The sequence below is a fragment of the Shewanella chilikensis genome (assembly GCF_002836945.1).
Lineage (GTDB): Bacteria > Pseudomonadota > Gammaproteobacteria > Enterobacterales > Shewanellaceae > Shewanella > Shewanella chilikensis.
The window spans coordinates 31,501-55,680 of record NZ_NIJM01000027.1; the positions used below are offsets into that span (position 1 = coordinate 31,501).

The 24,180-nt window shown below is 53.0% G+C and carries 23 protein-coding genes and 2 pseudogenes; 7 read left to right on the forward strand and 18 right to left on the reverse strand.

Annotation, left to right across the window (positions count from 1 at the left end; genetic code table 11):
- Positions 1–100: 100 nt before the first annotated feature.
- Positions 101–513: pseudogene (locus CX651_RS20125) on the forward strand (integrase core domain-containing protein); the annotation flags it as partial.
- A gap of 33 nt (positions 514–546) precedes the next feature.
- Here CX651_RS20125 and CX651_RS11770 read toward each other — a convergent pair.
- The 4 genes and pseudogenes from CX651_RS11770 to guaB form a co-directional block, all read right to left on the reverse strand.
- A pseudogene (locus CX651_RS11770) lies at positions 547–648 on the reverse strand (helix-turn-helix domain-containing protein); the annotation flags it as partial.
- Positions 649–709: 61 nt separating this feature from the next.
- Positions 710–1,477, reverse strand: coding sequence for a tyrosine-type recombinase/integrase (locus CX651_RS11775; protein ID WP_425272433.1), 768 nt, complete (start codon positions 1,475–1,477; stop codon positions 710–712).
- Positions 1,478–1,784: 307 nt separating this feature from the next.
- Positions 1,785–3,362 (reverse strand): glutamine-hydrolyzing GMP synthase, encoded by a 1,578-nt coding sequence (gene guaA, locus CX651_RS11780; RefSeq protein ID WP_028779200.1) that lies wholly within the window; start codon positions 3,360–3,362, stop codon positions 1,785–1,787.
- A 103-nt stretch (positions 3,363–3,465) separates the two neighbouring features.
- Positions 3,466–4,932 carry an IMP dehydrogenase gene (guaB, locus tag CX651_RS11785; RefSeq protein ID WP_101056204.1) on the reverse strand — a complete coding sequence of 489 codons (1,467 nt, stop codon included), beginning with the start codon at positions 4,930–4,932 and terminating at the stop codon, positions 3,466–3,468.
- 117 nt (positions 4,933–5,049) lie between these two features.
- Here guaB and xseA point away from each other — a divergent pair, with 117 nt between their 5' ends.
- Positions 5,050–6,393, forward strand: coding sequence for an exodeoxyribonuclease VII large subunit (gene xseA, locus CX651_RS11790; RefSeq protein WP_101056205.1), 1,344 nt, complete (start codon positions 5,050–5,052; stop codon positions 6,391–6,393).
- A 186-nt stretch (positions 6,394–6,579) separates the two neighbouring features.
- On the opposite strand, the gene der is transcribed toward xseA, so the two are convergent.
- From der to CX651_RS11830, 8 genes are all read right to left on the reverse strand, one after another.
- The gene (der, locus tag CX651_RS11795; RefSeq protein ID WP_101056206.1) at positions 6,580–8,046 is read right to left on the reverse strand and encodes a ribosome biogenesis GTPase Der; all 1,467 of its coding nucleotides are present in this window, start codon (positions 8,044–8,046) and stop codon (positions 6,580–6,582) included.
- A gap of 79 nt (positions 8,047–8,125) precedes the next feature.
- Entirely contained in the window at positions 8,126–9,313 is a 1,188-nt protein-coding gene (gene bamB, locus CX651_RS11800; protein ID WP_101056207.1) for an outer membrane protein assembly factor BamB, read from the reverse strand.
- 9 nt (positions 9,314–9,322) lie between these two features.
- Positions 9,323–9,943, reverse strand: coding sequence for a YfgM family protein (locus CX651_RS11805; protein ID WP_101056208.1), 621 nt, complete (start codon positions 9,941–9,943; stop codon positions 9,323–9,325).
- A gap of 18 nt (positions 9,944–9,961) precedes the next feature.
- Complete coding sequence (gene hisS, locus CX651_RS11810; RefSeq protein WP_101056209.1) at positions 9,962–11,239, reverse strand: histidine--tRNA ligase; 1,278 nt, start codon at positions 11,237–11,239, stop codon at positions 9,962–9,964.
- A 117-nt stretch (positions 11,240–11,356) separates the two neighbouring features.
- The gene (gene ispG, locus CX651_RS11815; RefSeq protein WP_101056210.1) at positions 11,357–12,469 is read right to left on the reverse strand and encodes a flavodoxin-dependent (E)-4-hydroxy-3-methylbut-2-enyl-diphosphate synthase; all 1,113 of its coding nucleotides are present in this window, start codon (positions 12,467–12,469) and stop codon (positions 11,357–11,359) included.
- Positions 12,470–12,532: 63 nt separating this feature from the next.
- Positions 12,533–13,450 carry a RodZ domain-containing protein gene (locus tag CX651_RS11820; RefSeq protein WP_101056211.1) on the reverse strand — a complete coding sequence of 306 codons (918 nt, stop codon included), beginning with the start codon at positions 13,448–13,450 and terminating at the stop codon, positions 12,533–12,535.
- Entirely contained in the window at positions 13,450–14,235 is a 786-nt protein-coding gene (gene pilW, locus CX651_RS11825; protein WP_101056212.1) for a type IV pilus biogenesis/stability protein PilW, read from the reverse strand. The genes CX651_RS11820 and pilW overlap by 1 nt, the downstream gene beginning before the upstream one ends.
- A gap of 32 nt (positions 14,236–14,267) precedes the next feature.
- Complete coding sequence (locus tag CX651_RS11830) at positions 14,268–15,389, reverse strand: bifunctional tRNA (adenosine(37)-C2)-methyltransferase TrmG/ribosomal RNA large subunit methyltransferase RlmN (protein ID WP_039035076.1); 1,122 nt, start codon at positions 15,387–15,389, stop codon at positions 14,268–14,270.
- A gap of 202 nt (positions 15,390–15,591) precedes the next feature.
- On the opposite strand from CX651_RS11830, the gene CX651_RS11835 reads away from it, so the two are divergent.
- Both CX651_RS11835 and CX651_RS11840 read left to right on the forward strand, forming a co-directional pair.
- Complete coding sequence (locus CX651_RS11835) at positions 15,592–16,668, forward strand: CNNM domain-containing protein (protein WP_101056213.1); 1,077 nt, start codon at positions 15,592–15,594, stop codon at positions 16,666–16,668.
- A gap of 170 nt (positions 16,669–16,838) precedes the next feature.
- Complete coding sequence (locus CX651_RS11840; protein ID WP_101056214.1) at positions 16,839–18,584, forward strand: bifunctional metallophosphatase/5'-nucleotidase; 1,746 nt, start codon at positions 16,839–16,841, stop codon at positions 18,582–18,584.
- A 122-nt stretch (positions 18,585–18,706) separates the two neighbouring features.
- Here the strand turns inward: CX651_RS11840 and CX651_RS11845 are convergent, their stop codons facing one another.
- The gene (locus tag CX651_RS11845; RefSeq protein WP_101056215.1) at positions 18,707–19,600 is read right to left on the reverse strand and encodes a LysR family transcriptional regulator; all 894 of its coding nucleotides are present in this window, start codon (positions 19,598–19,600) and stop codon (positions 18,707–18,709) included.
- Between the two features lie 138 nt (positions 19,601–19,738).
- Here CX651_RS11845 and CX651_RS11850 point away from each other — a divergent pair, with 138 nt between their 5' ends.
- A complete protein-coding gene (locus tag CX651_RS11850) occupies positions 19,739–20,182 on the forward strand; it encodes a DoxX family protein (RefSeq protein WP_025009758.1) in 444 nt (147 codons plus the stop codon).
- A 61-nt stretch (positions 20,183–20,243) separates the two neighbouring features.
- Complete coding sequence (locus tag CX651_RS11855; RefSeq protein WP_101056216.1) at positions 20,244–20,936, forward strand: pirin family protein; 693 nt, start codon at positions 20,244–20,246, stop codon at positions 20,934–20,936.
- A 75-nt stretch (positions 20,937–21,011) separates the two neighbouring features.
- Here the strand turns inward: CX651_RS11855 and CX651_RS11860 are convergent, their stop codons facing one another.
- The 4 genes from CX651_RS11860 to CX651_RS11875 all read right to left on the reverse strand — a co-directional run bounded on the left by CX651_RS11860 (position 21,012) and on the right by CX651_RS11875 (position 22,786).
- Positions 21,012–21,521 (reverse strand): GNAT family N-acetyltransferase, encoded by a 510-nt coding sequence (locus CX651_RS11860; RefSeq protein WP_101056217.1) that lies wholly within the window; start codon positions 21,519–21,521, stop codon positions 21,012–21,014.
- A gap of 7 nt (positions 21,522–21,528) precedes the next feature.
- The gene (locus CX651_RS11865) at positions 21,529–22,068 is read right to left on the reverse strand and encodes a GNAT family N-acetyltransferase (RefSeq protein WP_224866739.1); all 540 of its coding nucleotides are present in this window, start codon (positions 22,066–22,068) and stop codon (positions 21,529–21,531) included.
- 109 nt (positions 22,069–22,177) lie between these two features.
- Positions 22,178–22,477, reverse strand: coding sequence for a hypothetical protein (locus CX651_RS11870; protein WP_039035081.1), 300 nt, complete (start codon positions 22,475–22,477; stop codon positions 22,178–22,180).
- 93 nt (positions 22,478–22,570) lie between these two features.
- Positions 22,571–22,786: a DUF3820 family protein gene (locus CX651_RS11875; protein ID WP_028779188.1), complete on the reverse strand. Its 216-nt coding sequence runs from the start codon at positions 22,784–22,786 to the stop codon at positions 22,571–22,573.
- Between the two features lie 121 nt (positions 22,787–22,907).
- Here CX651_RS11875 and CX651_RS11880 point away from each other — a divergent pair, with 121 nt between their 5' ends.
- Positions 22,908–23,042, forward strand: coding sequence for a MerR family DNA-binding transcriptional regulator (locus CX651_RS11880; protein WP_229839789.1), 135 nt, complete (start codon positions 22,908–22,910; stop codon positions 23,040–23,042).
- 235 nt (positions 23,043–23,277) lie between these two features.
- On the opposite strand, the gene CX651_RS11885 is transcribed toward CX651_RS11880, so the two are convergent.
- Positions 23,278–23,757: an N-acetyltransferase gene (locus CX651_RS11885; protein WP_101056219.1), complete on the reverse strand. Its 480-nt coding sequence runs from the start codon at positions 23,755–23,757 to the stop codon at positions 23,278–23,280.
- Positions 23,758–24,180 lie beyond the last annotated feature (423 nt).

Below are 24,180 nucleotides of genomic sequence, written 5' to 3' on the forward strand. Positions count from 1 at the left end.
CTTACATCAGCATGTTTGATTTTTTCACCCTGACCTTTCCCCCCCGAATTTAAGACCATGACATTGATCAGATTTCCAATACACTGGAGCCAATGGAGATCTCAACATGAAGAAACGTTACACCGAAGAACAAATCATCAAGGCCACCAACAGCATGAGGCAGGTTGCAAGATTCTTGGAACAGTTGATGGAAGAGCGCGGCAAGCCAAGCAAGGTTACCTGTAACAACCGGGGAGAATTTACCAGCAAGGCAATGTTTTTCAGGAGTAAGGAAACGGGCGTCACACTGGGCTTTATCCAACCAAGAAAGCCGACGCAAAATGCCTTTGTGGTAAGCTTGATGAATGGCAAATTCAGGAATGAATGTCTGAACCAGCACTGGTTCAGAACCTAGAGGAAGCCAGATACGAAATCAAGCTGTGGCGAGAACACTACAATCGTGTTCGCCCACATAGTTCGCTGAACTATATACCGCCTGTTGCGGTATTCAATGAATTACGCAAGGTAACCTAATTTGCGAGTGGTGCACTACGGAGTTGAATTCGCGCTTACTTTTAGACGTTTTCCTATCTCCCGATAACTGAAACCCTCGCGTAAATAGGCCTTAATCTGGTATCGTTGTCCCTCGATCAACTGCTTGTAATTCATGGTAACTACTCATGTTTGTTTGGCGACTACAGAGTATCACCAACAGGCAGTTGATCTCTCCTCACAGTTTAACCATGAGTGGTGCACTTATTATCTGAATTTGGGACTCGCTTTTGCGTACCATCGTCAATAACAGTAGCTTTACCGCTGCCCGGAACGATGGTGATGTACCAATACGCCCCATGTACTGGTACATGATCCTGATTTCTTCGGGCGTCAGGGTTCGATCTCTCGGCTCAAATCTGGCAATGCTGGAAGGCCTCACCAGGTCTGCCGGGTTCTCGACTTTCTGCCCTCTCTCAATCGCCCATCGATACACCTGGAGTACAATATCACGTGTGTGTACAGCCGTTGCGGGCGCTCCACGCTCTACTATAGCGTCAGTTAGTGCTCGCAGATCTTCATGGGTGATTTCGGTCAGCTTCTGATTGCCAAATTTGCCCTCTAACTCTCGGGCATAGACTGAGCGACGCATATCCCGGGTAGAATCGGCCATCTGATAACCACGCAACCATTTCTGAGCCCAGGCACCAAAGGTTTCAGCATCTTTCGTTCTCGCCTTCGCACGTGCTTTCTCTTTGGCCGGTGACTTTCCATCAGTAACCATTCGCTTCGCTTCATTGAGACGCTCACGCGCTTCTGCTAACGTGATGCCTCCTACTCCATAGCGACCAAAGGTAATGGTTTCTTGTCTGCCATTGATCGAGTAGTTATAGCGAAAAGAAATAGAGCCCGCAGTGGTCACAGCAACATAGAGGCCATCACGGTCATTGACTTTGTAAAGTTTATCTTTGGGTTTGAGATTGCGTAGCTTGGTATCAGTCAGCATATTTCGACCTATTATTATTGTTTGATACCATGCTGAAAACCCCCTGGAAAACTAGAAATTAATCCTTATAAAACAGATAGATATACAAACTCAATGCCATACCCCATCAAAAAAACTCAGCATGGTATCGGGCGTAATCCATGGCATTACCGATGAATCATACCCATCAAAATACCACGGTCAAACCGTGCTTGGCGTTGCCAGACATTGCCAAAAATGACTAAGCCAAAAACAAAAAAAGTCCGCAATTACGCGGACTTAAGTATGATTTAGTGCTTGTTAATGCCAGACCTTTCTTAAAGGAGCATTATTCCCACTCAATCGTTGCCGGTGGCTTGCCTGAGATGTCGTACACCACGCGGGAGATACCGTCGATTTCATTGATGATGCGGTTGGACACCCGGCCGAGGAAGTCGTACGGCAGGTGAGCCCAATGGGCAGTCATAAAGTCGATGGTTTCCACGGCGCGCAGAGACACAACCCAGTCGTACTTGCGGCCATCGCCCATCACGCCTACGCTGCGAACCGGCAGGAACACAGTAAAGGCCTGGCTGACACGGTCGTACAGTTCGGCTTTGCGCAGCTCTTCGATGAAGATGGCATCGGCGCGGCGCAGCAGATCGCAGTACTCTTTCTTGACTTCGCCGAGTACCCGTACGCCCAGGCCTGGGCCTGGGAATGGGTGGCGATAGAGCATGTCGTAAGGCAGACCCAGCTCCAGGCCAATCTTGCGTACTTCGTCTTTGAACAGTTCACGCAGCGGTTCAACCAGACCCAGCTCCATATCTTCCGGCAGACCGCCGACGTTATGGTGTGACTTGATCACATGGGCCTTGCCCGTGGCGCTGCCGGCAGATTCGATGACATCAGGGTAGATGGTGCCCTGGGCCAGCCACTTGGCGTTAACGCACTTACCGGCTTCTTCGTCGAAGATTTCCACAAATACCCGGCCGATGATCTTGCGCTTGGCTTCAGGGTCGTTTTCGCCTTTGAGGGCATTGAGGAATCTGTCTTCGGCTTCAACCTTGATGATATTGAGACCAAAGTGGTCGCCGAACATCTCCATCACTTGCTCGCCTTCGTTCAGACGCAGCAGGCCGTTGTCGACAAACACACAGGTGAGTCTGTCGCCGATGGCGCGGTGCAGCAGCATGGCAGTAACAGAAGAGTCGACCCCACCGGAAAGCGCCAGGATTACTTCGTCGTCACCTATCTGCTTTTTCAGGCGCTCAACGGCGTCTTCGATAATGGAAGCGGGTTTCCACTTGGCTTCACAGCCACAGATTTCCAGCGCGAAATGCTCCAGCATGCGCTTGCCCTGACGGGTGTGGGTCACTTCAGGGTGGAACTGCACGCCATAGAAACCTTTGGCTTCATTGGCCATGGCGGCGAATGGGCAGGTTTCGGTCTTGGCAACCGCGACAAAGCCTTCAGGGATGGCCGAGACTTTGTCACCGTGGCTCATCCATACATCCAGCAATGGACGACCGGCTTCATTAACGGCATCTTCGATGTTTTTGAACAGTGCAGATTCGGCCAGCAGTTCGATTTGCGCGTAACCGAACTCGCCCTCGCCTATGCCCTGAATAACCTTGCCGCCCAGCTGCTCGCTCATGGTCTGCATGCCGTAGCAGATACCCAGTACAGGCACGCCTGCGTTAAACACATACTCAGGGGCTCGGGGAGAGTTGTCAGCGGTGACACTCTCGGGACCACCGGCCAGAATAATGCCCTGAGGGGCAAATTCGCGGATCTGCTCTTCACTGACATCCCAGGCCCAGAGTTCACAGTAGACGCCAATTTCGCGGATACGACGGGCAATCAGCTGGGTATACTGGGATCCGAAATCAAGGATCAGTATCTTGTGCTCATGAATATTGCTCATTGATAACCTTTATCTCTTTAGTTTGATTGCAGTGCCTGCCGTAACAGGCACAGTTTTTATCTGCTTATAAACCAAGGGCGACACTCATGCCGCCCCGAATTTATTAAACACCTGAACGGTAGTTCGGCGCTTCTTTGGAGATAGTCACATCGTGAACGTGGGATTCGCCCATACCGGCTGAAGTCACCTTAACGAACTGGGCCTTTTCACCCAATTCCTGAATGGTGGCGCAGCCTGTCAGGCCCATACAGGAGCGCAGACCGCCCATGTACTGATGGATAATCTCTTTGATTTTGCCTTTGTAAGGAACACGGCCTTCGATACCTTCAGGTACCAGTTTGTCGGCAGCGTTGTCGCTCTGGAAGTAGCGATCGGAAGAGCCCTGAGACATGGCGCCCAGTGACCCCATACCGCGGTAAGACTTATAGGCACGGCCCTTGTAGAGTTCAGTTTCACCTGGAGATTCATCGGTACCGGCAAACATGGAACCTGCCATGATGCAAGATGCACCAGCGGCCAGCGCCTTGGCCAGATCGCCTGAGAAACGGATACCGCCATCGGCAATCACAGGGATACCCAGATGCTTAACGGCAGCAGCAGCATCGGAAACCGCAGTGATTTGCGGTACACCCACGCCGGTAACGATACGGGTAGTACAGATGGAGCCAGGGCCAATACCGACTTTAACCGCATTCACACCGGCTTCTACCAGCGCCAGGGCGCCTTCGGCGGTCGCCACGTTGCCGCCAACGATTTGCAGATCCGGATACTTGGCACGGGTATCGCGAATACGCTGCAGAACCCCTTCAGAATGGCCGTGGGAAGAGTCAATCAAGAGTACATCGACACCGGCTTTGACCAGCGCATCAACACGTTCTTCGTTACCGGCACCGGCACCAACAGCGGCACCAACACGCAGACGACCCAGCTCATCTTTACAGGCATTGGGCTTACGCTCGGCTTTCTCGAAGTCTTTAACTGTGATCAGGCCCTTGAGCTGGAATTCATCATTCACAACCAGCACTTTTTCAATGCGGTTGGAGTGCATCAGCTTTTGTACTTCATCCAACTTGGTGCCTTCAGGTACAGTCACCAGACGCTCTTTCGGGGTCATGATTTCAGAAACCAGGCGGTTGGTATCGGTCACGAAGCGCACGTCACGGCCGGTGATAATTCCCACCAATTCGTTGGCGTCATTGATTACCGGATAGCCGGCAAATCCGTTCTTTTCGGTTAATACCTTAAGCTCGGCCAGTGTCGTGGAAGGTGTTACTGTCACAGGCTGTTGAACCACACCTGCTTCATAGATCTTCACTTTACGAACTTCTTCGGCCTGCTGTTCAATACTCATATTCTTATGAATAAAGCCCAAGCCACCTTCCTGCGCCATGGCGATTGCCAAACGGGCTTCGGTCACTGTGTCCATTGCAGCGGACACCAGGGGGATATTCAGTTCGATTTTGTCGGTCAGACGGGTCTTGAGATTGGCGGTATTAGGGAGAACGGTCGAGTGGGCCGGAACCAGCAGCACATCGTCAAAGGTAAGCGCTTCTTTAATTAATCGTAGCATTGCAACATCTCCCCGGGGGTTAGATTGAAGGTGAAATATTGCGGCGGCATTATACCTTGCAACCCCGGGGTGGTAAATGGGAAAATAGAGAAAAATTCCAATTTGAACGCAAATTCCATGCCAGAGCTCAAAAAACAGGTATATACCGTCTCCCGCCTCAATGCCGAAGTACGTGCCTTGTTGGAGGGAAACCTCGGCAGAATTTGGCTCAATGGTGAAATTTCCAACTTTGCCAGCCCAAGCTCGGGCCATTGGTATCTGACTCTCAAGGACAATCATTCGCAAATTCGCTGCGCCATGTTCCGTGGTCGCAATCAGAACGTGACCTTCCGCCCGGTCAACGGCCAGCAAGTGCTGGTGCGTGCAGCCCTGAGTGTGTATGAGCCTAGGGGCGATTATCAACTGCTTATCGAAACCATGCTGCCTGCCGGTGATGGCTTACTGGCGCAGCAGTATGAAGCGCTGAAGCTGAAACTCGCGGCCGAAGGCCTGTTTGCCGCCGATACCAAGCGGCCACTACCGGCCAACATCCAGCGCATCGGGGTGATCACCTCCCCCACAGGCGCCGCCATTCGCGATGTACTGCATGTGCTGAAACGCCGCGATCCTTCCATCGAAGTGGTGATCTATCCTTCCCAGGTTCAGGGCAGTACCGCCGCCAACCAGCTTATTGAGGCGCTCACCTTGGCCAACCAGAGGCTGGAGGTGGATCTGTTACTGCTGACCCGCGGCGGTGGCAGCCTGGAAGATATGTGGTGTTTCAACGATGAAAATCTGGCCCACGCCATCTACAACAGTGCCCTGCCGGTAATTTCAGCTGTGGGTCATGAGGTAGATACCTGTATCAGTGATTATGTCGCCGATCTGCGTGCCCCTACCCCATCGGCCGCCGCCGAACTGGTATCCCAGGATGTCGATAATAAACGGCAAAAGCTGACCACTACCATGGCCAGGCTGCGCCAGGGCTGGCAACACTGGCACTTGGCCAAGCGCCAACAGCTGTCGCTGCTGGATCACAAGTTGCAGCGCCAGGATCCCAAGCGGCGGCTGGAACAGCTGGTACAGCAGTTTGATGAGCAGCAACTGAGAATGACGGCCGCCATCAACAATCGCCTGCACCGGCTGGAACACAGACAGCTGCAGCTCAAGAGCCGCCTCGAAGCCCAGAGCCCGACCCACAAACTGAGCCTGGAAGGCAGCAGATTGAATTATCTCGGTCAACAGTTGCAGGACGCCATGGCCGATAAACTGAAAGAGGCCAAGGCGCGCCTGGGTGCCAGCGCCCATTCGCTGGAAAGTGTCAGCCCGCTGTCGACCCTGTCCAGAGGTTACAGCATAAGCAAGAACGAAGCCGGTAAAGTCCTGGAAAACAGCGAGGACGCCGTGGTCGGCGAGCAGATGCGCACCCAATTGAAACAGGGCGCGCTGCTTTCAAGAATAGAAGCCATTATTGAGGAATAGCATCAATCAGATAAAGGCTCTTCGCTGGAGAAGGAGCCCAAGTTAAAAATACCCGTGAATCGTTAGCAAATGTTATTCCAGTTCACAGGCCCTTTATTAAACACAACTCACTGAATTAAAGTGCAATATTGGTCATCAGAAACAACAAAGCCGGGTTAAACCCGGCTTTGTTTTGCGAAAACCCTATCAGGCTTTCTTGTTCTTGATGTGCGCCATCATCCGCTTGCGGCGTCTTTCCTGGCTCAGGGTCAGTTTCTCCCCCTTGCCTTCAAAGGGGTTGGCCCCTTCCTGGAAGCGCAGCTGGATGGGCGTACCCACAACCTTCAGCGAGCGGCGGTAGTAGTTCATCATATAGCGCTTATAGGAGTCCGGCAGCTTGGATACCTGGTTGCCGTGTACTACCACGATTGGCGGGTTGTAACCACCAGCATGGGCATACTTGAGTTTGACCCGGCGACCATTGACCAGAGGCGGCTGATGGTCGTCCTGCGCCATCTGCATGATCTTGGTCAGCAGCGAAGTGGATACCCGTCTGGTAGCACTGTCGTAAGCTTCTTCGATGGACTCATACAGATGACCCACGCCTGTGCCATGCAGCGCCGAGATAAAGTGGATGCGGGCAAAGTCGATAAAGCCCAGACGACGGTCCAGCTCACTCTTGACCCTTTCCTTGACGTCGTTGTCTATGCCGTCCCACTTGTTGACTGCAATCACCAGCGCCCTGCCGGCGTTGAGGGCAAAGCCCAGCAAACCAAGGTCCTGCTCGGCGATGCCTTCACGGGCATCAATAACCAAGAGCACCACGTTGGCGTCTTCAACCGCTTTCAGGGTTTTAATCACTGAGAACTTTTCAACGACTTCATGCACCTTGGCGCGGCGACGCACCCCGGCAGTGTCTATGATGACGTACTCGCGGCCTTCACGCTGCATTGGAATATAGACGGAGTCGCGGGTGGTGCCCGGCTCATCATAAACCACTACCCGCTCTTCACCGAGGATGCGGTTGGTCAGGGTCGACTTGCCCACATTGGGCTTGCCGATAATTGCCAGCTTGATAGGCAAGTCCTGCAGTCTGGCCTGTTCGGCTTCGGCTTCCTCTTCTGTGTATTGACGCTCGTCAACCTTCTCTTCCTCGGGCGCATCAGGATTAATCCCCATCGCCTCGGCAAAAGGAGCCAGCGCATACTCAATCATATTGGTAACGCCGCGGCCGTGAGCCGCCGCCATCTGATACACCTCACCCAGGCCCAGGGCCCAGAATTCGGCGCAGGCGGAATCGGCATCGATACCGTCAATCTTGTTGGCCACCACGAAGGTGGTCTTTTGCCGACTGCGAAGATGTTGGGCTATGGCCTGATCGGCCGCGGTCAAACCGGCGCGGGCATCGGTCAAAAACAGCACTACATCAGCCTCTTCGATAGCCGCCAGCGATTGCTCGGCCATCTTGGTTTCTATGCCTTCTTCGGTGCCGTCAATACCGCCGGTATCCACCAGGATGAATTCGTAACCTGACAGATAGGCACGACCGTATTTACGATCCCGCGTCAAGCCTGGATAATCCGCCACCAGTGCATCACGGGTGCGGGTCAGACGATTGAACAGGGTCGACTTACCGACATTGGGTCGCCCTACCAGGGCCACTACAGGAATCATCTTTTTGCCTCTTTAAAACTTCTCAATAAAAAGCCCCCGGAACACACTCCCAGGGGCTTGGCAGTATCAAAGCCTGGGATCAGGGCAGAGTTACTGTGGCAATTTTGCCATCCCGGGTTTGCAGATAGATTTTGTCGTCAACCACCAGAGGTTGACTGAACAAGCCCGAGCTGTCGATCTGCACCCGGCCCACAATTTGGCCGTTGCTGCGATCGATAAAGTGCAGATAACCTTCAAAGTCACCCACAACCACATAGTCCTGGAATACTGCCGGAGCGGTCAGATCCCGGTTGGTCAGATCCGAGTTACTCCAAAGCTCCAGACCGTTACGTCTGTCCACTGAGTATACACGGCTGTGATCGTCCACCAAATACAGACTCAAGCCCGCAGTGTCCAGCTCGTGGAAACTGGAGTACTTGCGCGACCAGACAATACGGCCGCTGCGCATTTCCATGCTGACCAAATTACCGTTGTAGCTAACGGCGTACAGGTTGTCACCCAGCAACAGCGGCGTCATATCGACATCGGCCATACGGCTGAACTCGTTGCCGCCTTTGGGGGTGTAAATTGGTTGCTCCCAAGCGGGTTGGCCGTTGTTCTTGATAATAACTGCGACCTTGCCATCGGCCGTACCAACAAAGAAACCACCCTGGGCATACGCCGGAGAACTGCTGCCGCGCAGAGTCAAGTTTGGCAAGGAAGCTTCATAGCTCCAAAGTTTTTCACCTGTGTCGACATTAAAGGCATCCAGCGAGCCTGAGCTACTGTTAACCACCACCATGTCTTCGGCCACTGCGGGCAAGGACAACAGCTCGCCTTCAGCTACGGCGTGCCAAAGCACTTCACCAGTTTCGGCATCAAGCGCCGCCAACAGGCCACTCTCTCCGCCGACAAACACCTTGTTACGGGCCGCTGTTACGCCGGATGCCAAGCGGGCACCCTTATTCTTTTTCAGGGCACCATCACGGAATGCCTCACTGAAGTCTGTGCTCCAGACCTTCTCGCCGCTGGTCTCGTCAAAGGCAGTTACTTCACCGTAACGATCGGCAACAAAGATTTTGCCGTAGCGCACTGCGGGACGCAGACGGGAGTAATAATCACCAACGCCACTGCCAACCGAAGCACTCCAACTGACCTCTGGGAATACGCTGGCGTTGAGCTCCAGCAGCGGGCTTACAGGTTCTTCTTCCACATCGCTGGAAGCGCAACCTGTCAGTGCGCCTATGGCCATGCCACAGGCCAAAAGAGTTTTACACCACGACTTCATTGGCCTTCCTTATGCCTGATTCAGGTTATCGAGTTTCATCTGCAGCGCCGGACTGGTTGTCACGCCGCCATTTTTAACGGCTTCCTGGTAAGCGAGTCTCGCCTTATCGGTTTCCCCTTGACGCAGTAGCAGATCACCTTTGAATTCATCTCTTTGGGTAGCAAAGGCACTATCTTTGACCTGCTCCAGCGTGGTCAAAGCGGTAGCAACCTGGCCCTGTTCAGCCTGAACTCGTGCCAAACGCAGCGTGGCAACCGCTGTCAGGGCATCACCCGGCTTGGCGGCAATCACGGTTTTGAGGGCAGCTTCAGCTTTTGGCAGATCGCCGGCCTCTACCGCGCTCTTGGCAACAATCAATTGCATCAACGCCGAATAACCGGCCTGAGCGTGCTGCTTGTCAAATTCGGCAGCGGCAGCCATCACTGTGGCTTCATCACCGCCTTGCATCAAGGCCTGGTTAAAAGCCTGAGAGGCGGCTTCGGCACGTTCCACTTTGACATCGGAATAATAGTTCCAGCCATAGAGGCCACCCAGGCCAATTACGGCACCTGCGACTATCGAAACACCATAGTCTTTCCAGAACTGCTTGATCGCCTCAACTTGTTGTTCTTCTGTGCTGTAGATTTCCACCCGCACTTCCCCTCTAAATTATTTAATCAGTTCTGCCAAATAGTCGGCCAGGGCCTGGCGTTCAACATCCTGCTGAGCCCCATCACCCCGCAGCGGTTTCACCGCCACCTTATTATTGGCCAGTTCGGTCTCACCGATAATCAGCGCAAAACCCGCGCCGCTCTTATCAGCTCTTTTCATCTGTTTCTTGAAGTTGCCACCACCGCAGTGACTCATCACCTTGAGTTTGGGCAGCTTCTCGCGCAGTTCCTGGGCAATTTTCATCGCCTCGATTACGCAGTCATCGCCCATGGCGGTCACGTAGACATCCACTTCGGCAGCAACATCAGCGTTCAGCTCCAGAGTTTCCAGCAGCAGAACAATCCGCTCCAGTCCCATGGCAAAGCCCACTGCCGGCGTTTCTTTACCGCCAAGCTGGCTCACCAGACCATCGTAACGACCACCGGCCAGTACTGTGCCCTGAGCGCCCAGGCTGTCGGTGACCCACTCAAATACTGTGCGGTTGTAATAATCCAATCCGCGTACCAGGCGTGGGTTAACCCCGTATTGGATGCCAACGGCCTCCAGGAGTTCACACAAGCGGGCAAAATGTGCCTTTGAGTCTTCACCCAGATAATCCATCAGCGCCGGGGCATCGGCCAGCAAAGCCTGAACCTGCTGATCTTTCGAGTCCAGCACTCGCAGTGGGTTACTGTACATGCGCCGCTGGCTATCTTCGTCCAGCTTGTCTTTATGCTGTTCGAGGAAGACCACCAGCGCCTCACGATAGGCGGCGCGCTCGTCGCTGTCACCCAGAGTGTTCAGCTCGAGCGAAACGTGTTCGGTCAATCCAAGCTTCTGCCACAAAGAGGCAGACAACATCAGCACTTCGGCGTCAATATCGGCGCTCTTGATGCCATAAACTTCAACTCCAAACTGATGGAACTGACGATAGCGCCCTTTCTGTGGCCGCTCGTGGCGGAACATGGGGCCCATATACCACAGACGCTGCTCCTGGTTGTACAACAGGCCATGTTCGTTACCGGCACGAACTGTCGAGGCGGTGCCTTCCGGACGCAAGGTGAGGCTATCACCGTTGCGATCGGCGAAGGTATACATCTCCTTCTCGACAATATCTGTCACTTCCCCTATCGAACGCTTGAACAGGTCTGTGTTCTCAACGATAGGTGTGCGGATTTCACTGTAACCGAAAGAGGCAACCGAGGCGCGCAGTACCGCCTCAACTTTTTGCCATACGGGGCTTTGGGTTGGCAGAATGTCATTCATTCCGCGAATCGCTTGGATCTGTTTTGCCACTATCTCGACTCGTTTTGCTCTGGGGCTAAAAATTCAAAAATGCCAGCCATTATAGGCGCTTCACCGGCAAACGTAAAACTGGCCAGCGCTGGCCAGTTCACATTCGTGTCATCAGGATCATTCGGCTTCTTTGACTGAAATACGGTTTTCCATCATTTGCGCCTTGGCGCGAATTTTGGCTTCGAGGGCATCGACCAGATTGTCGTTGTCGAAGCGCTCTTTCTGACGCTCGCCTTCGTCATAATAACCACTCTTGCGGTTACCACCGGTAAGGCCAATATGAGACACCAGGGCTTCACCGGGGCCGTTGACCACACAACCTATGATGGAGACATCCATGGCTGTGGTCACATCTTCCAGGCGTTGCTCCAGTGCATTGACCGTGCCTATCACGTCAAACTCTTGTCTTGAACAAGATGGACAGGCGATAAAGTTAATTCCGCGGGAGCGAATACGCAGCGACTTGAGGATATCGAAACCGACTTTGATCTCCTCTACAGGATCGGCTGCCAGCGATACTCTCAAGGTATCGCCTATGCCTTCGGCCAGCAGCATACCCAGGCCCACCGCCGATTTAACGGCGCCGGCACGGGCACCACCGGCTTCGGTGATCCCAAGGTGCAGCGGCTGTTTAATCTGTTTCGCCAGTAAACGGTAGGACTCCACTGCCAGGAACACGTCCGATGCCTTCACCGAGACCTTGAACTGGTCGAAGTTGAGCCTGTCGAGAATATCCACATGGCGCATTGCCGATTCCAGCAAGGCTTCCGGGGTGGGCTCTTTGTATTTGTCCATCAAGTCTTTTTCAAGACTGCCGCCGTTTACCCCGATACGGATTGGGATATTCTTGTCTCTGGCAGACTCAACCACGGCGCGGATACGCTCTTCATTGCCTATGTTGCCTGGGTTAATACGCAGACAGTCGGCGCCGTATTCCGCTACTTTAAGGGCAATGCGGTAGTCGAAATGGATATCGGCCACCAGCGGCACCTTGATCTGCTGCTTGATAAGCTTGAACGCCTCGGCAGCATCCATGGTAGGCACAGACACCCGTACGATATCGGCGCCCACGGTTTCCAGCGCCCGAATTTGCGCTACTGTGGCTTCTATATCTGTGGTGCGGGTATTGGTCATCGACTGCACGGCGATAGGAGCGCCATCACCTATGGGTACATTGCCGACATAAATACGGGTGGAAGGACGGCGTTTTATGGGATTTTCACTGTACATCGTATTCTGCTCTGTTGACTCGGCGCCATGGATGCGCCACTTCAATTATCCTGCTTGATGCTATTATGCCTGTGGCAGGGTCAGTCTGGCTACCCGGCCACTGGGGAAATCGGCAAGGCTCACGGCCTGGCCGTTAAATGTCAGACTTACTGTCTGCGGTGCGCCCAAGACCAGTTTAAAAGGCGCCTTGCCCTGTACATTAATGCTTTGCCCTGACGATCTCAGGCCATCAATCAAGGTCTTGCCGTTAGCATCTGTAAGTTTAATCCAGCAGTCACCGTCAAGCTCGATACCGACAGAAGCCTGCGTTGCCTCTGTTGGCAACGGTTGCTCGGTCATATCAACATCTTCGTTAACAACACCAGAGCTGGCTTCATCAGTATTGTTATCCTCAACAAGACTCTTATCTACTTCAGCGGCTGGTGTTTCGGTTGAAGTTTCTGACGGAAGTTCGGTTTCTTCCATTTGTGCCTGACGCGATTCAAACTCTCTGGCCTGCTGTACCTCTTCTGCCGTCGGTTTGGAGAAATCGACATCGGAAACCACAGAAGGTTTTTGCAGCCACCACACCACCAGCAGGGCCAGCAACAGAAAACCGATAAGGTAAGTCACCAGCATCAAGCGGCTGTCGGTAGCCTGACGACTGGTCTTGCGCGAAAAGCTCTGCATTGCCGGCTCGGTCACCTTGGGGACCTGCCGCGCCAGACAAGCGTTGATAGTTTCTTTATCCACGCCTAATATGCGGGCGTAATTCTTCACGTAGCCACGAACATAGGTGGAGGAATCGATATTGCTGAAACAGTCTGCTTCAATATCGGCCACTATGCAGGGGCGCAAGTGCAGCCTGGTAGCCGCATCTTCTATAGTGATACCTTTTTGTTCGCGTGCGCTTTTCAGTAATGACCCGAGCGTATCCTCTTGCCCGGGAACCTTTTGGCTCTCGTCTTCATCCTTGTTGACTTGGTTATTCAACTCTGTCATCAGTGCATACTTGCCCGGTATTGTTTAGCCTGGGGAGACGCCGGAAATTTGGCCTGCAACAATATTCCATATCGCTTGGCGGCCGCGTCATCATTTAACCCTTGCTCAATGCGAATGCCCAACGCCAAGCTTTCCGCGGTTTCAGGAACGACTCGGTGGAGGCGTTCCAATTGCATTCTGGCCGCGGCGTAGTTTTGGGCGTCAAGCTCCAATTCTGTCAGTTCCAGTAATGAGACCTGTCTTCTGGGCTCATACTTTAGCGCCATCTCAAAATAGTGTCGCGCTTTTTCTCTTTCCCCGGCATCCCGACTGCAAATACCCAGATTTTCATAGCTGGAGGCAGTGCGGGTATATCTGGGGTTGTCGATTGCCTTCAGGAACATCTTCTCTGCCTTGGCATATTTCTGCTGCTGACAGAGAAATACCCCAAAGTTATTCATCGAGTCGCCGCTGGCATTGCGGGTGTCTATGGCGGCTTCATAAGCTTGCTCAGCCTTCACCACTTCACCCACGGTTTGATAATAATAAGCCATGGCAATATGCACATCCTCAAGGTGAGGGGCGTATTCCATGGCTCTGTCTAGATTATATTTGGCTTGTTGGGAGTTACCCTTTTGCAGATAGGTCAGACCTAACTGCGTCCGTTCCTTGGCGGCGGCAATTTTATCAAACTGGCGTTGCGAGACCGGAATGTCCGTGCCGGCATAAGTTCGCTCGGTCACACATCCGGGCAACATGGCCCCTAGCAGTAACGCAAGCGTTAAACCTGGCAATCCGTGCTTCATTGGCAAACCTATAAATCTGGACAAACAAAGAGTTAATCCATTGTGACCGAAATTTGATTGGCTTGCATGCGTTTTTTCGCCAGACGCTTGGTTCTGTCACGTATATCACCGGCCAACTGGCCACAGGCAGCATCGATATCATCGCCGCGGGTCTTACGCACTATTACTGTCAGACCGTATTCCATCAGCACTTTGGCAAACCTGTCGATACGGGAGTTGGAAGAACGCCCGTAAGGAGAACCCGGATAAGGATTGAATGGGATGAGGTTGACCTTGCAAGGGGTATCCTTCATCAGTTTGGCCAACTCATGGGCTTGCTCTGTGCTGTCGTTGATATGATCCAGCATCACATATTCCAGTGTGACCCGACCGCGGTTGGCGTTGGACTTTGCGATATAACGGCGAATAGCGGCCAAAAATTCGTTAAGCGGATACTTCTTGTTGATAGGCACCAGCTCGTTACGCAGCTCGTCATTGGGGGCATGAATACTGACCGCCAGCGCCACATCGAGGGCGTCGCCCAGCTTATCCAGCGCCGGTACTACACCGGATGTGGAAACCGTTACCCGCCGTTTAGACAGGGCAAAACCAAAGTCATCCAGCATAATATCCATCGCCGGGATCACGTTGGCCAGGTTCAGCAAGGGCTCACCCATGCCCATCATCACCACATTGGTGACCGGGCGCTCACCGGTTTCCTTCTGGAAGCCGAGGAAATGGGATACCCGCCAGATTTGGCCGACAATTTCAGACACTGTCAGGTTACGGTTAAAGCCCTGTTGCGCCGTGGAACAGAAAGTACACTCCAGCGCACATCCCACCTGAGATGAGATACACAGAGTCGCCCTATCGTCTTCCGGAATATAGACGGTTTCCACTTCCTGACCTTCGCCAACATTAATGGCAAACTTGATGGTGCCATCGGCCGACTTCTGATAGCTGGAGATCTCCGGCGCCACCACTTCACAGCGCTCTTTCAACTTGGCCCGCAGGTGCTTGTTGATGTTGGTCATCTGGTCAAAGTCACTGATCCCGAAGTGATACAACCACTTCATCAGCTGTTCGGCACGAAACGGCTTATCGCCCAACTCGACGAAAAGCTCACGCATTGCCTTACGATCAAGATCCAAAAGATTGATCTTTTTTTCACTCATTTGACTTTCCTCAACACCAAAACCTGCAGCAGGGCGGCGAATTATACAGATAGGCCGCCACTATAGCCAGTAATTCAGCGGTTCCCCTTATACCCGACTTTACCTCTACCATGCATAAAATTAAGCTTCAGCTCACAAGCTCTATGATAGAATAGCGCCGGGCTAATGTTGGCCTTTGCATCGGAGTGATAATTCCCCCCTTATGCTAACGCTTATCGTTATTGTATTGGTCGCCATCGGCGTCTCTTTTCTCTGTAGTGTGTTTGAAGCCGTGCTGCTTTCGGTGACTCCCAGCTATATTGCGTCGCTGCGCCAGTCCAACCCGGATGCTGCCGAACGTCTTCAAAAACAGAAAGACAATGTCGAATCTCCCCTGGTCGCTATTTTGACACTCAACACCATAGCCCATACCGTAGGTGCGGCCGTGGCTGGTGCTCAAGCTGCCAAAGTGTTTGGCGATGAGATGTTGGGGGTATTCTCCGGGGTACTGACCTTCCTCATTCTGTTCTTTTCCGAAATTATCCCCAAAACCATAGGTGCCAACTACTGGCGAGCCATGGCCCCCAGTGTGTCTGTGGCGCTGGTGTGGATGGAACGCATCACCCTACCGCTTATCTGGATGTCCAATAAGGTTACCCGTTTGCTCGGCAAAGGTGACTCTGGCCAATATATCCGTCAGGAAATGAGCGCCATGGCCAAGATAGGTCATGAATCCGGTGAACTGGATGAGCAGGAAAGCAAAATTCTGACTCAGATGTTGAGCGTCAAGGAGATGCCGGTTACCGCCATCATGACTCCAAGAACCGTGATGTTCACTCTGCCGGCCGCACTGACTCAACATGAATTTGTCAGCCAGCATATCAATAAGCCTTTCACCCGGGTGCCTATTTTCGACAAGGATCACGACGACATCATAGGCTATGTGAACCGTACCGATGTGCTGCTGAGTGAGCGGGATAATCCCGATGCACCCCTTGGGAACCTCAAGCGCAATTTGGTGATAGTGCCGGAAACCGCCCGCATCCTGCCGCTGTTTGAGCTGATGATCAAACGCAACGCTCAGATAGCCATGGTGGTGGACGAATACGGCAGCGGTCAGGGCCTGGTGACACTGGAGGACATCATCGAATCCTTGCTGGGGCTGGAGATTGTCGATATCAATGACCCTGCCACCGACATGCAGCAACTGGCAAGGCGACTTTGGAAACGCCGCATGAAAGACAAGGGGATCCGCCTCTCGGATGACAGAGAGCCGGTCAGCGAATCCCAAGGGCTCTGATTTCAGATTATTAATTCAGCGCTTTAATATAAGTGTCATCCTAGTGGGAGATAGTGTGACAGGCTAACAACCCAGCCATCAGTACAGTCATCATTTAGGGGGAGCTTAGGCTTCCCCTTTTTCATCCGCCTCTGGAGGTGTACAATCCCCGCTCGCAGAATGAGGATGATATGCACACAGATTATGTTTTAAGACTTGCCCATCTCAACGATACCCACTCACACTTGGATCCCAGCCGGGTTCAGTTCAAGATTGACTCTCAGGGACGCGAGTTTGATCTTCACAGCCACAGTGGTGGCTACGCGCGGATCTCGGCTCAGGTCAAGGCCGCAAGAGACGCTGCCCAAGCACAAAACCAGCCTTTTATCCTGCTCCACGGCGGCGATTGTTTCCAGGGCACCTTGTATTACAGCCAGTTCAAAGGCCGGGCCAACGCCAAACTGCTGAAGATGTTGGCACCCGATGCCATGGTCATAGGCAACCATGATATTGACGATGGCAACGCTCTGCTGGCCGGTTTTATCAAAGAGGTTGGCTTCCCTGTGCTGGCGGCCAATATGGATCTCAGCGGCGAAGCTGAAGATAAGCCCGGGCGTCTTCGAGGGCTGGACAACCTCTATGATCTGGATACCGCCTCGGGTATCGGCCGCAGCCTGATAAAGCCTTTCCACGACAAGCAACTGGCCATAGTCGGTATTACTCTGGATCAAATGAAAGCCATCGCCAGGCCGGATCCCGATACCGAGTTTGCCGATGCCTTTGCCACTACCAGGAAGACTGTTGAAGCCCTCAGGGCCAAGGGCATAGTGCATATCATAGTGCTGAGTCACTTAGGGTTGGAGCAAGACAGGTTACTGGCCGAAACCATCCCCGGGATCAGCCTGATAGTCGGCGGCCACACCCATACCCTGATGGGTGATTTCCGCGGTTTTGGCCTGCCATGCCTGCCCTATGGTGAAAGCGTCAACGGCGTGCCTATCCTCCATGCCGGCAAACATGCCGAAACCCTGGGGCTCGCCGACATTCATTTCGATGATGCAGGCCGGGTGACCCGGCTCGAAGGCAGTAACCTCTTTATGCTGGACCGTCAGTTTCTGCTGAGCGGCCCACAGGCTGCCACCGAAGCCGACTATCAAGCCGCCAAGGCGATATTGGAACAACACCCAGGGATCCACTGGGATGATACCGATGAAGCCATGGAGCAAGTGATAGCCACCGAGTTCCGCCCGGCGATCAGCAGCATGGAAAATCAGGTGCTGGCTCTGGTACCCAAGGCCCTGGTGCATACCCGCCTGCCAAGCCGCACCCTGCCCCACGGCAGTGAAATTGCGCCCTGGGTCAGCCGGAGTATGTTTCTCGAGTCCAGAGCCAAAGACCAAAGAGTGGACTTTGCGCTGCATAACGCCGGTGGCGTGCGTCAATCCGTGCCCCAGGGACAACTGACCAAAGCCGATGTGCTCGGACGTCTGTTGCCGTTTGAATTGCCACTGGTTAAATATGAAATCGCCGGGGAACACCTCTACCAGGCGCTGGAGTCGGCCATTAACGCCGCGACCGACAACGGCGTGCGTGGCACCGGCGCCGGCAGTTTCCCCTATACCTATGGGCTGAGATATTTCTATGATGGCCGCAAAGAGCAGGGAGAAAGACTATTACGGCTGGAGCTGTTGCGGGCCAATGGCCTGTGGCAAGCGCTGGCGCCAGAGCAGCACTATGTTGGGGTATCCACCTGCTACACTACGGCCGGGAAAGAGGGCTATGAGCCTCTGCTGCAAGCCCGCTGGCAGGAGTCGATGCCGTCGCTGACATTGCCAGGCGCCTTCATCAACTTCCTGAAAAAGGCCCCCAAACTGGATGAATTGCTATTGCCCCATGTGCACTATACCAGCCATAGGGCCGAAGCGGCCGGCGAATAAGCCGGCACATTCAGAACGCTTGTCCCTTGCCCTTACACTGACAAAGCAACCATTCAAGATCATAAGCTATGATCCTAAATCCAGGTTATAAGCCATTTTATAAACCGCTTTTATAAACTGCTCTATAAACCAAAGTCACTGCCTTGCAGGCGCTCGGTAAACCAGCCAAGCGCCTTTCCCATCTCCCCTTTTCGCCAGGCCATATAGATGGGCAGTGAAGGCCTGGGCAAGGCCACTTCGCGCTGCACCAACTCACCTTTGGCCAAGGCCTCCCGGATCAAATGCAGCGGCAAAAAGCCCACCCCTATTCCCATCTTCTGTGCGGTGATCTTGGCTTCCATCGACGACACCCGGATAAGCTGGCGACTGTCAAACACCCCGCTGGAGCGCTGACTCAAGGAGCGCGAGGTATCGGCCACTATGATGGATGGAAATTGCAACAAGGCTTCAGAGGCTATCTCAGTGTCAAATTGTGCCAAGGGATGCTCAGGCGCCACAACAAACACAAACTCCAGCTCGCCGAGCTTTTGCAGTTCGTACTGACCTCTTGGCAATTCACCCGTGACGCCGATGGCGATATCGGCGCGGTTGGAATAAAGCGCATCCCAGCCGCCGCCAAGGGCCTCATGGGTCACGCTGACGGTGAGCTGTTTTCCCAGCTCGGTGAATTCCTTAATTAATGAAAGCAGCGGCGCCTGTGGCAAGACGGTATCCAGCGCCAGGGTCAGTTGCGCCTCCCAGCCGGTTTCCAATTGCCTCACGGCATCCTCAAGCCGGGCGGTGGCCGCCAGGATCTCCCGCCCCTGGGTCAACACCAAACGCCCCACTTCGGTAAGTTGAGCCCGAGTGCCCTTACGTTCAAATAATCTGCTTCCCAGCTCGCTCTCCAGCTTTTGAACCTGATAGGTCAAGGCAGATGGCACCTTGAAAAGCGCCTCGGCCGCTGCCGAAAAACTACCTTTTTTATCTATAGCATCCAATACTTTAAGCGCATCCAGGCTAATGACAGAGTGCATGATAAAACCTATGTTCAATTTTTTTGAAATTCAATATCAAAATGTTCCGATTTTCAACCACAAAGGTCAAGGATAAACTGCACAGCAACTGGACAGGAAAGCCTATCCACCCTATTCAAATTCATTGAGGACACCATTATGAAAGACCTGATTATTAAACTGCTCCGCACCGATGCCGGTTTCGCTCCTCTGGCGCTGCGCCTGCCTATAGGTATCACTTTTATGGCTCACGGCGCCCAGAAGCTCTTTGGCTGGTTCGGCGGTTACGGCCTGGAGGGCACAGGACAATGGATGGCCTCTATCGGCCTGACTCCCGGATATTTGATGGCGCTGATGGCCGGCTCCAGTGAATTTTTCGGTGGTCTGCTGCTTATCATAGGTCTGTTGATTCGCCCCACTTCCGCGGTGTTGGCCTTCACCATGTTGATGGCGATAGTCACAGTGCACCTGGACAACGGTTTGTTTATGTCCAACAACGGTTACGAGTTTGGTCTGGCATTGCTGGCCGCCACTGTATCCCTGGCGATTTCCGGCGCCGGTAAACTGTCCATCGACAGCATGATTGCCCGCAAGACCCATTAAGGAACCCTTCTTGCCAAGCACACATCTTGCTTTAAGCCATTCACTGCTGGAGAACTGAATTATGATTTATGTACGTCATGCCGATGAACGCGGCCGGGCCGACTTCGGCTGGCTCAAGAGCCAACACAGTTTTTCATTCGGCAACTATTACGATCCAAGATTTATGGGGGTCTCTGCCCTAAGGGTCATCAATGATGACAGAGTCGCGCCAAGCGCCGGCTTTGATACCCACGGTCACAAGGACATGGAGATCATCAGCTATGTGATTTCCGGCACCATAGCCCATAAAGACAGCTTTGGTCACGTGAAAACCCTGCCGGCCGGTGAGTTCCAACTTATGTCTGCCGGCACGGGGATCTATCACAGTGAGTACAATGCCTCGGCAACTGAACCACTGCATTTCTTGCAGATCTGGATCCAACCGAGCAGCCAGGGTGGCACCCCGGGTTATCAGCAAAAAGCCTTTGCCCAGAGTTCGGCCCTGACCCCGGTCGTCACTCCCGATGGCCGCGATGGCACCCTGTCCATCAAACAGGACGCCAGCGTCTACCGCCTGGAGCTGACCGCTGCCGAGCAGACAAGCTTCAAGCTGGCAAAGGGACGTAACTTTTATGCTCAAGTGGTGGAAGGTGAGCTGCAATTGGCGGGTGAAACCCTGCAAAGTGGCGATGGCATTCACATCAACGAACTTGAGGAGTTTGCCATTAAGGCCAGCAACAAGCGTGCCGTAGCCCTGGTGTTTGATTTGCCATAACAAGCAGCATTTCTTGGCGTTTGTCCATAGGCCGCCTTGGTACTTCACTTGGGTGATTTTCCAGGGCGGCTTGGGTTATAACGGCAGCTGCATACTGAAATTGGTCAGCACTTCCCCGTGACGTTGATGCTGATTGCGCTTCAAGGTTGTAAAGCCCTGCTTGCCGAAAAACGCTTTGGCATAGAAAGAAGCCTCTACCCTCAAACACTGCACCCCGGAATCGACGGCGTATCTCAATAACTTCCGGTAGAGCTCGGCGGCAATCCCCCGGCGCTGGGCCTTGGGGTGAGTAAAAAGGCAGTCTATCTCGGCTTCACCCGGCACATTCAAAGGCTTTAGGTTAATAAATCCGAGCAAATTGCGACCATCGTCGGCAACCCAGAGCGCCGTCCCATGCAAACGATTCCGCCACTCATCTTCGCTGCGCTGTGCAGGCGACCAAGCTTGGCATTGCGCCTGGCTGTAATGCTCAGTACTGGCGTTTACCACCAGATGAAACAGCTCGGCGATGGCCGCGCTGTCCTCGGGGCGACCTTGGCGAACAATAAAGCCGTGCTCGGCTTGAATGGGCGTTGGTGAAATCATAGGCGGCTTAGCTTTCGTGCTCCAAAGGCGGCAGTATCAGCTTCATAAAGTAGCTGCCGAACATTTGACCGGATTTTTCCTGGTAGCTCTTGTGACGCAAACGAAACCCGGCGCGTTCAAACACAGGTTTGGACAGCGCCGAAGCATCTGTTGTCAGGTGATGATAGCCTTGGGTAAGTGCCCACTTCTTGGCGGCTTCAATCAAGGATGATGCAACACCCTGACGCTGGCTATCGGGTGCCACATAAAGGCAGGCTATGTAACCTCGCTCACGGAAGGTGGTCTCCAGCAACACAAAGCCCACACATAGAGGACTTTGCTCACAGCCCTTGAGCATCACCCAGGCCTGAGCCCGTTTGAGCCTTAGCTGCCAGTATCGCCCTGAGCGCGGCGCCGCCGACCAAGCCAGACGCTGAGCCGCACTATAGCGGGCATCATCTATGGCAGTAACGGCACTGTGGTACAGATTGGCTATCTGCTCCCCCAAGTGCCTGTGACGAGAATGAGAGTAAACCTCTACCCGCAACATGAGAATTGGTACCAACACAGTTGAATTGCAGGCATTTTGCCCGACATTTGTGCTCAGGCAAAGCCCTTAAGCGCAAATAAAAAAAAGCCGCGAACAGAGTCGCGACTTTAACAGAGAGTGGATGAAATCACTTCTTATCGATTTCACCAACAAACATCAGCTTATCAAAAGTCCGGTTGAGGGTCTTGCTGGTGAAGTTGTTCATCCACATCTGCTCGGTAACCTGCACCTTATCACCCTTGGCCACAGCTACCTGAGGGCCTGCCGCCCAAAAGGTCTTATCGGCTTCTTTAATCTGCACATAGGTATAACCGCCACTGTTCATGGTGTCGACCACTGTGCCTTCATGTACCGCACCTTGTGCCCAGGCTGAAGATATACCCAGAGCCAAAGCCGCGGTCGCCAAGATCTTTGCCAATTTTGCCATTGTCTGTTGCTTCCTGTTGTCGTTGGAAATACTACGCCATTAAAACATGTGTTATTTCATAAATCGCTAATAGGGTTCACACTTTTGACAGCTTCAAGGACGCAGCAAGGGCCGCAGCATAGACTCAAGACCATTGAGCTTCACCTCATAGATAAGCGCCAATTGCTGCCCAAGTTTGCCCTCAGGGAACCCCTTGGAGTGAAACCACACCAGATAAGGCTCGGGAAGCTCCAATAACTTGCGTCCGGCGTACTTGCCAAAAGGCATGGTCTGATTAATCGCTTCCAACAACTGCTGTTCCGGCTGCATCTTCTCTCCGTTTCAGGCTAAAGTTGCCAGTATACTCCGGAAAAGTAAACTTGAGTGGAAAGCCTGCCAATCTGCATTGCTCATCCGGAAAGCAGTATTAATCAAGTTTGAACGAACAAAGATGAAAATTGGTGAACTGGCTCAGAAAACCGGCCTGGCACCCTCGCAGATCCGCTTCTATGAAAGTATGGGGCTGCTGAAAACCGTCAACGTAAAGCCAATGGTTATCGCAGCTATCCTCCCGAGGGCAAAATGATAGCCGATGCAAATGGAGGCTAAATCAGACCTTTATAGATATTCCGCTGACATCAGGAGCGCCTCAAGGCGCATATCTGCTGAACAGGGCCTGGGGGCAGCAAGAGAAATCGCCAACCTTTTTCTGGGGGAAATTCAGCAAAGTATAGGCGACCCACTGCACAAATAACTGCCGACTTGATAACTCAACCAACGCAGCGTTAGCCTGGTCCCAAACAGAGAGGCAGGCTTTCAATTCAACCTACGCTTCTCAGCCAAAGATTTCCCGGCACACTGTGGCCGCCTGGCTTGAACCCCAGGCGCTGCGCCAGGACTTCGTCCCCCGGAAGCACTTCCAGCATCAGTTGCCATTTAGGCGAGCCCAGAAGCGATAATCGCTCAATGACTGTCTCCAACAAAAAGCTGTCGAGTCCAAGATGGCGAAACTCAGGCAACACCAGAAAATCCTGTAGCAGATAGTGTCCCGGCTCCCGACAGGATCCAGCTGCTGAGCCACTTCGCACCAAAGCCAGCGCCACCAGTTGTCCCTCCTGCAAATTTTCCCCACCGGAGCTTTCCCTGATACATAAGGACAGCAGCGGCTTGGCAGGCAAACAACTGTCGTCCAAGCCATGCACAGGCAGGCCAGCCCTGTCTCTAAGCAACAAGAGTTCATGGATTGCCAGACAACACTCTGCAACTTCAAAGCGACTGGTCTGGTTGAGTACTTGGCCCATAAATGCCTCCTTGCATAAATGCAGATGGTTGGAACGTCCAGATAAAAGTCTGGGGAGTATCCCAACATGGCAGAGTTCTGTGGCAAAGAAATGACAGTTGCTACGCTCACCGAGCGGCATAAAGTAATAAAAGACTACTCCCTGCTCGGCCCATAGACACCCCAAGCGTTTGATTAACAGCCCAATCGACAAAGATCACATTTATTTATATCTTTTAAATCTAAAAAAAAACTTTTAATTCCTATATATAGTATTGGCGACGTCATAAAAGAGACTCTGGTGGTTCGGTTCCGGGCACAGTTCAGTTTTAACAAATAAATGACGCGGCAACATTTCTTTAACGATATAATTTTATTGATAATTTCTCCGGCTCCCTTACTCATAGATAGCACCGCCATTATTACGACAACCCAAGGGGCAACG

Coding starts and splice junctions, on each gene's coding strand:
- CX651_RS11775 (WP_425272433.1), bottom strand. CDS start 1,477: ATGCTGACTGATACCAAGCTACGCAATCTCAAACCCAAAGATAAACTT.
- guaA (WP_028779200.1), bottom strand. CDS start 3,362: ATGAGCAATATTCATGAGCACAAGATACTGATCCTTGATTTCGGATCC.
- guaB (WP_101056204.1), bottom strand. CDS start 4,932: ATGCTACGATTAATTAAAGAAGCGCTTACCTTTGACGATGTGCTGCTG.
- xseA (WP_101056205.1), top strand. CDS start 5,050: ATGCCAGAGCTCAAAAAACAGGTATATACCGTCTCCCGCCTCAATGCC.
- der (WP_101056206.1), bottom strand. CDS start 8,046: ATGATTCCTGTAGTGGCCCTGGTAGGGCGACCCAATGTCGGTAAGTCG.
- bamB (WP_101056207.1), bottom strand. CDS start 9,313: ATGAAGTCGTGGTGTAAAACTCTTTTGGCCTGTGGCATGGCCATAGGC.
- ispG (WP_101056210.1), bottom strand. CDS start 12,469: ATGTACAGTGAAAATCCCATAAAACGCCGTCCTTCCACCCGTATTTAT.
- CX651_RS11820 (WP_101056211.1), bottom strand. CDS start 13,450: ATGACAGAGTTGAATAACCAAGTCAACAAGGATGAAGACGAGAGCCAA.
- pilW (WP_101056212.1), bottom strand. CDS start 14,235: ATGAAGCACGGATTGCCAGGTTTAACGCTTGCGTTACTGCTAGGGGCC.
- CX651_RS11830 (WP_039035076.1), bottom strand. CDS start 15,389: ATGAGTGAAAAAAAGATCAATCTTTTGGATCTTGATCGTAAGGCAATG.
- CX651_RS11835 (WP_101056213.1), top strand. CDS start 15,592: ATGCTAACGCTTATCGTTATTGTATTGGTCGCCATCGGCGTCTCTTTT.
- CX651_RS11840 (WP_101056214.1), top strand. CDS start 16,839: ATGCACACAGATTATGTTTTAAGACTTGCCCATCTCAACGATACCCAC.
- CX651_RS11845 (WP_101056215.1), bottom strand. CDS start 19,600: ATGCACTCTGTCATTAGCCTGGATGCGCTTAAAGTATTGGATGCTATA.
- CX651_RS11850 (WP_025009758.1), top strand. CDS start 19,739: ATGAAAGACCTGATTATTAAACTGCTCCGCACCGATGCCGGTTTCGCT.
- CX651_RS11855 (WP_101056216.1), top strand. CDS start 20,244: ATGATTTATGTACGTCATGCCGATGAACGCGGCCGGGCCGACTTCGGC.
- CX651_RS11860 (WP_101056217.1), bottom strand. CDS start 21,521: ATGATTTCACCAACGCCCATTCAAGCCGAGCACGGCTTTATTGTTCGC.
- CX651_RS11870 (WP_039035081.1), bottom strand. CDS start 22,477: ATGGCAAAATTGGCAAAGATCTTGGCGACCGCGGCTTTGGCTCTGGGT.
- CX651_RS11875 (WP_028779188.1), bottom strand. CDS start 22,786: ATGCAGCCGGAACAGCAGTTGTTGGAAGCGATTAATCAGACCATGCCT.
- CX651_RS11880 (WP_229839789.1), top strand. CDS start 22,908: ATGAAAATTGGTGAACTGGCTCAGAAAACCGGCCTGGCACCCTCGCAG.
- CX651_RS11885 (WP_101056219.1), bottom strand. CDS start 23,757: ATGGGCCAAGTACTCAACCAGACCAGTCGCTTTGAAGTTGCAGAGTGT.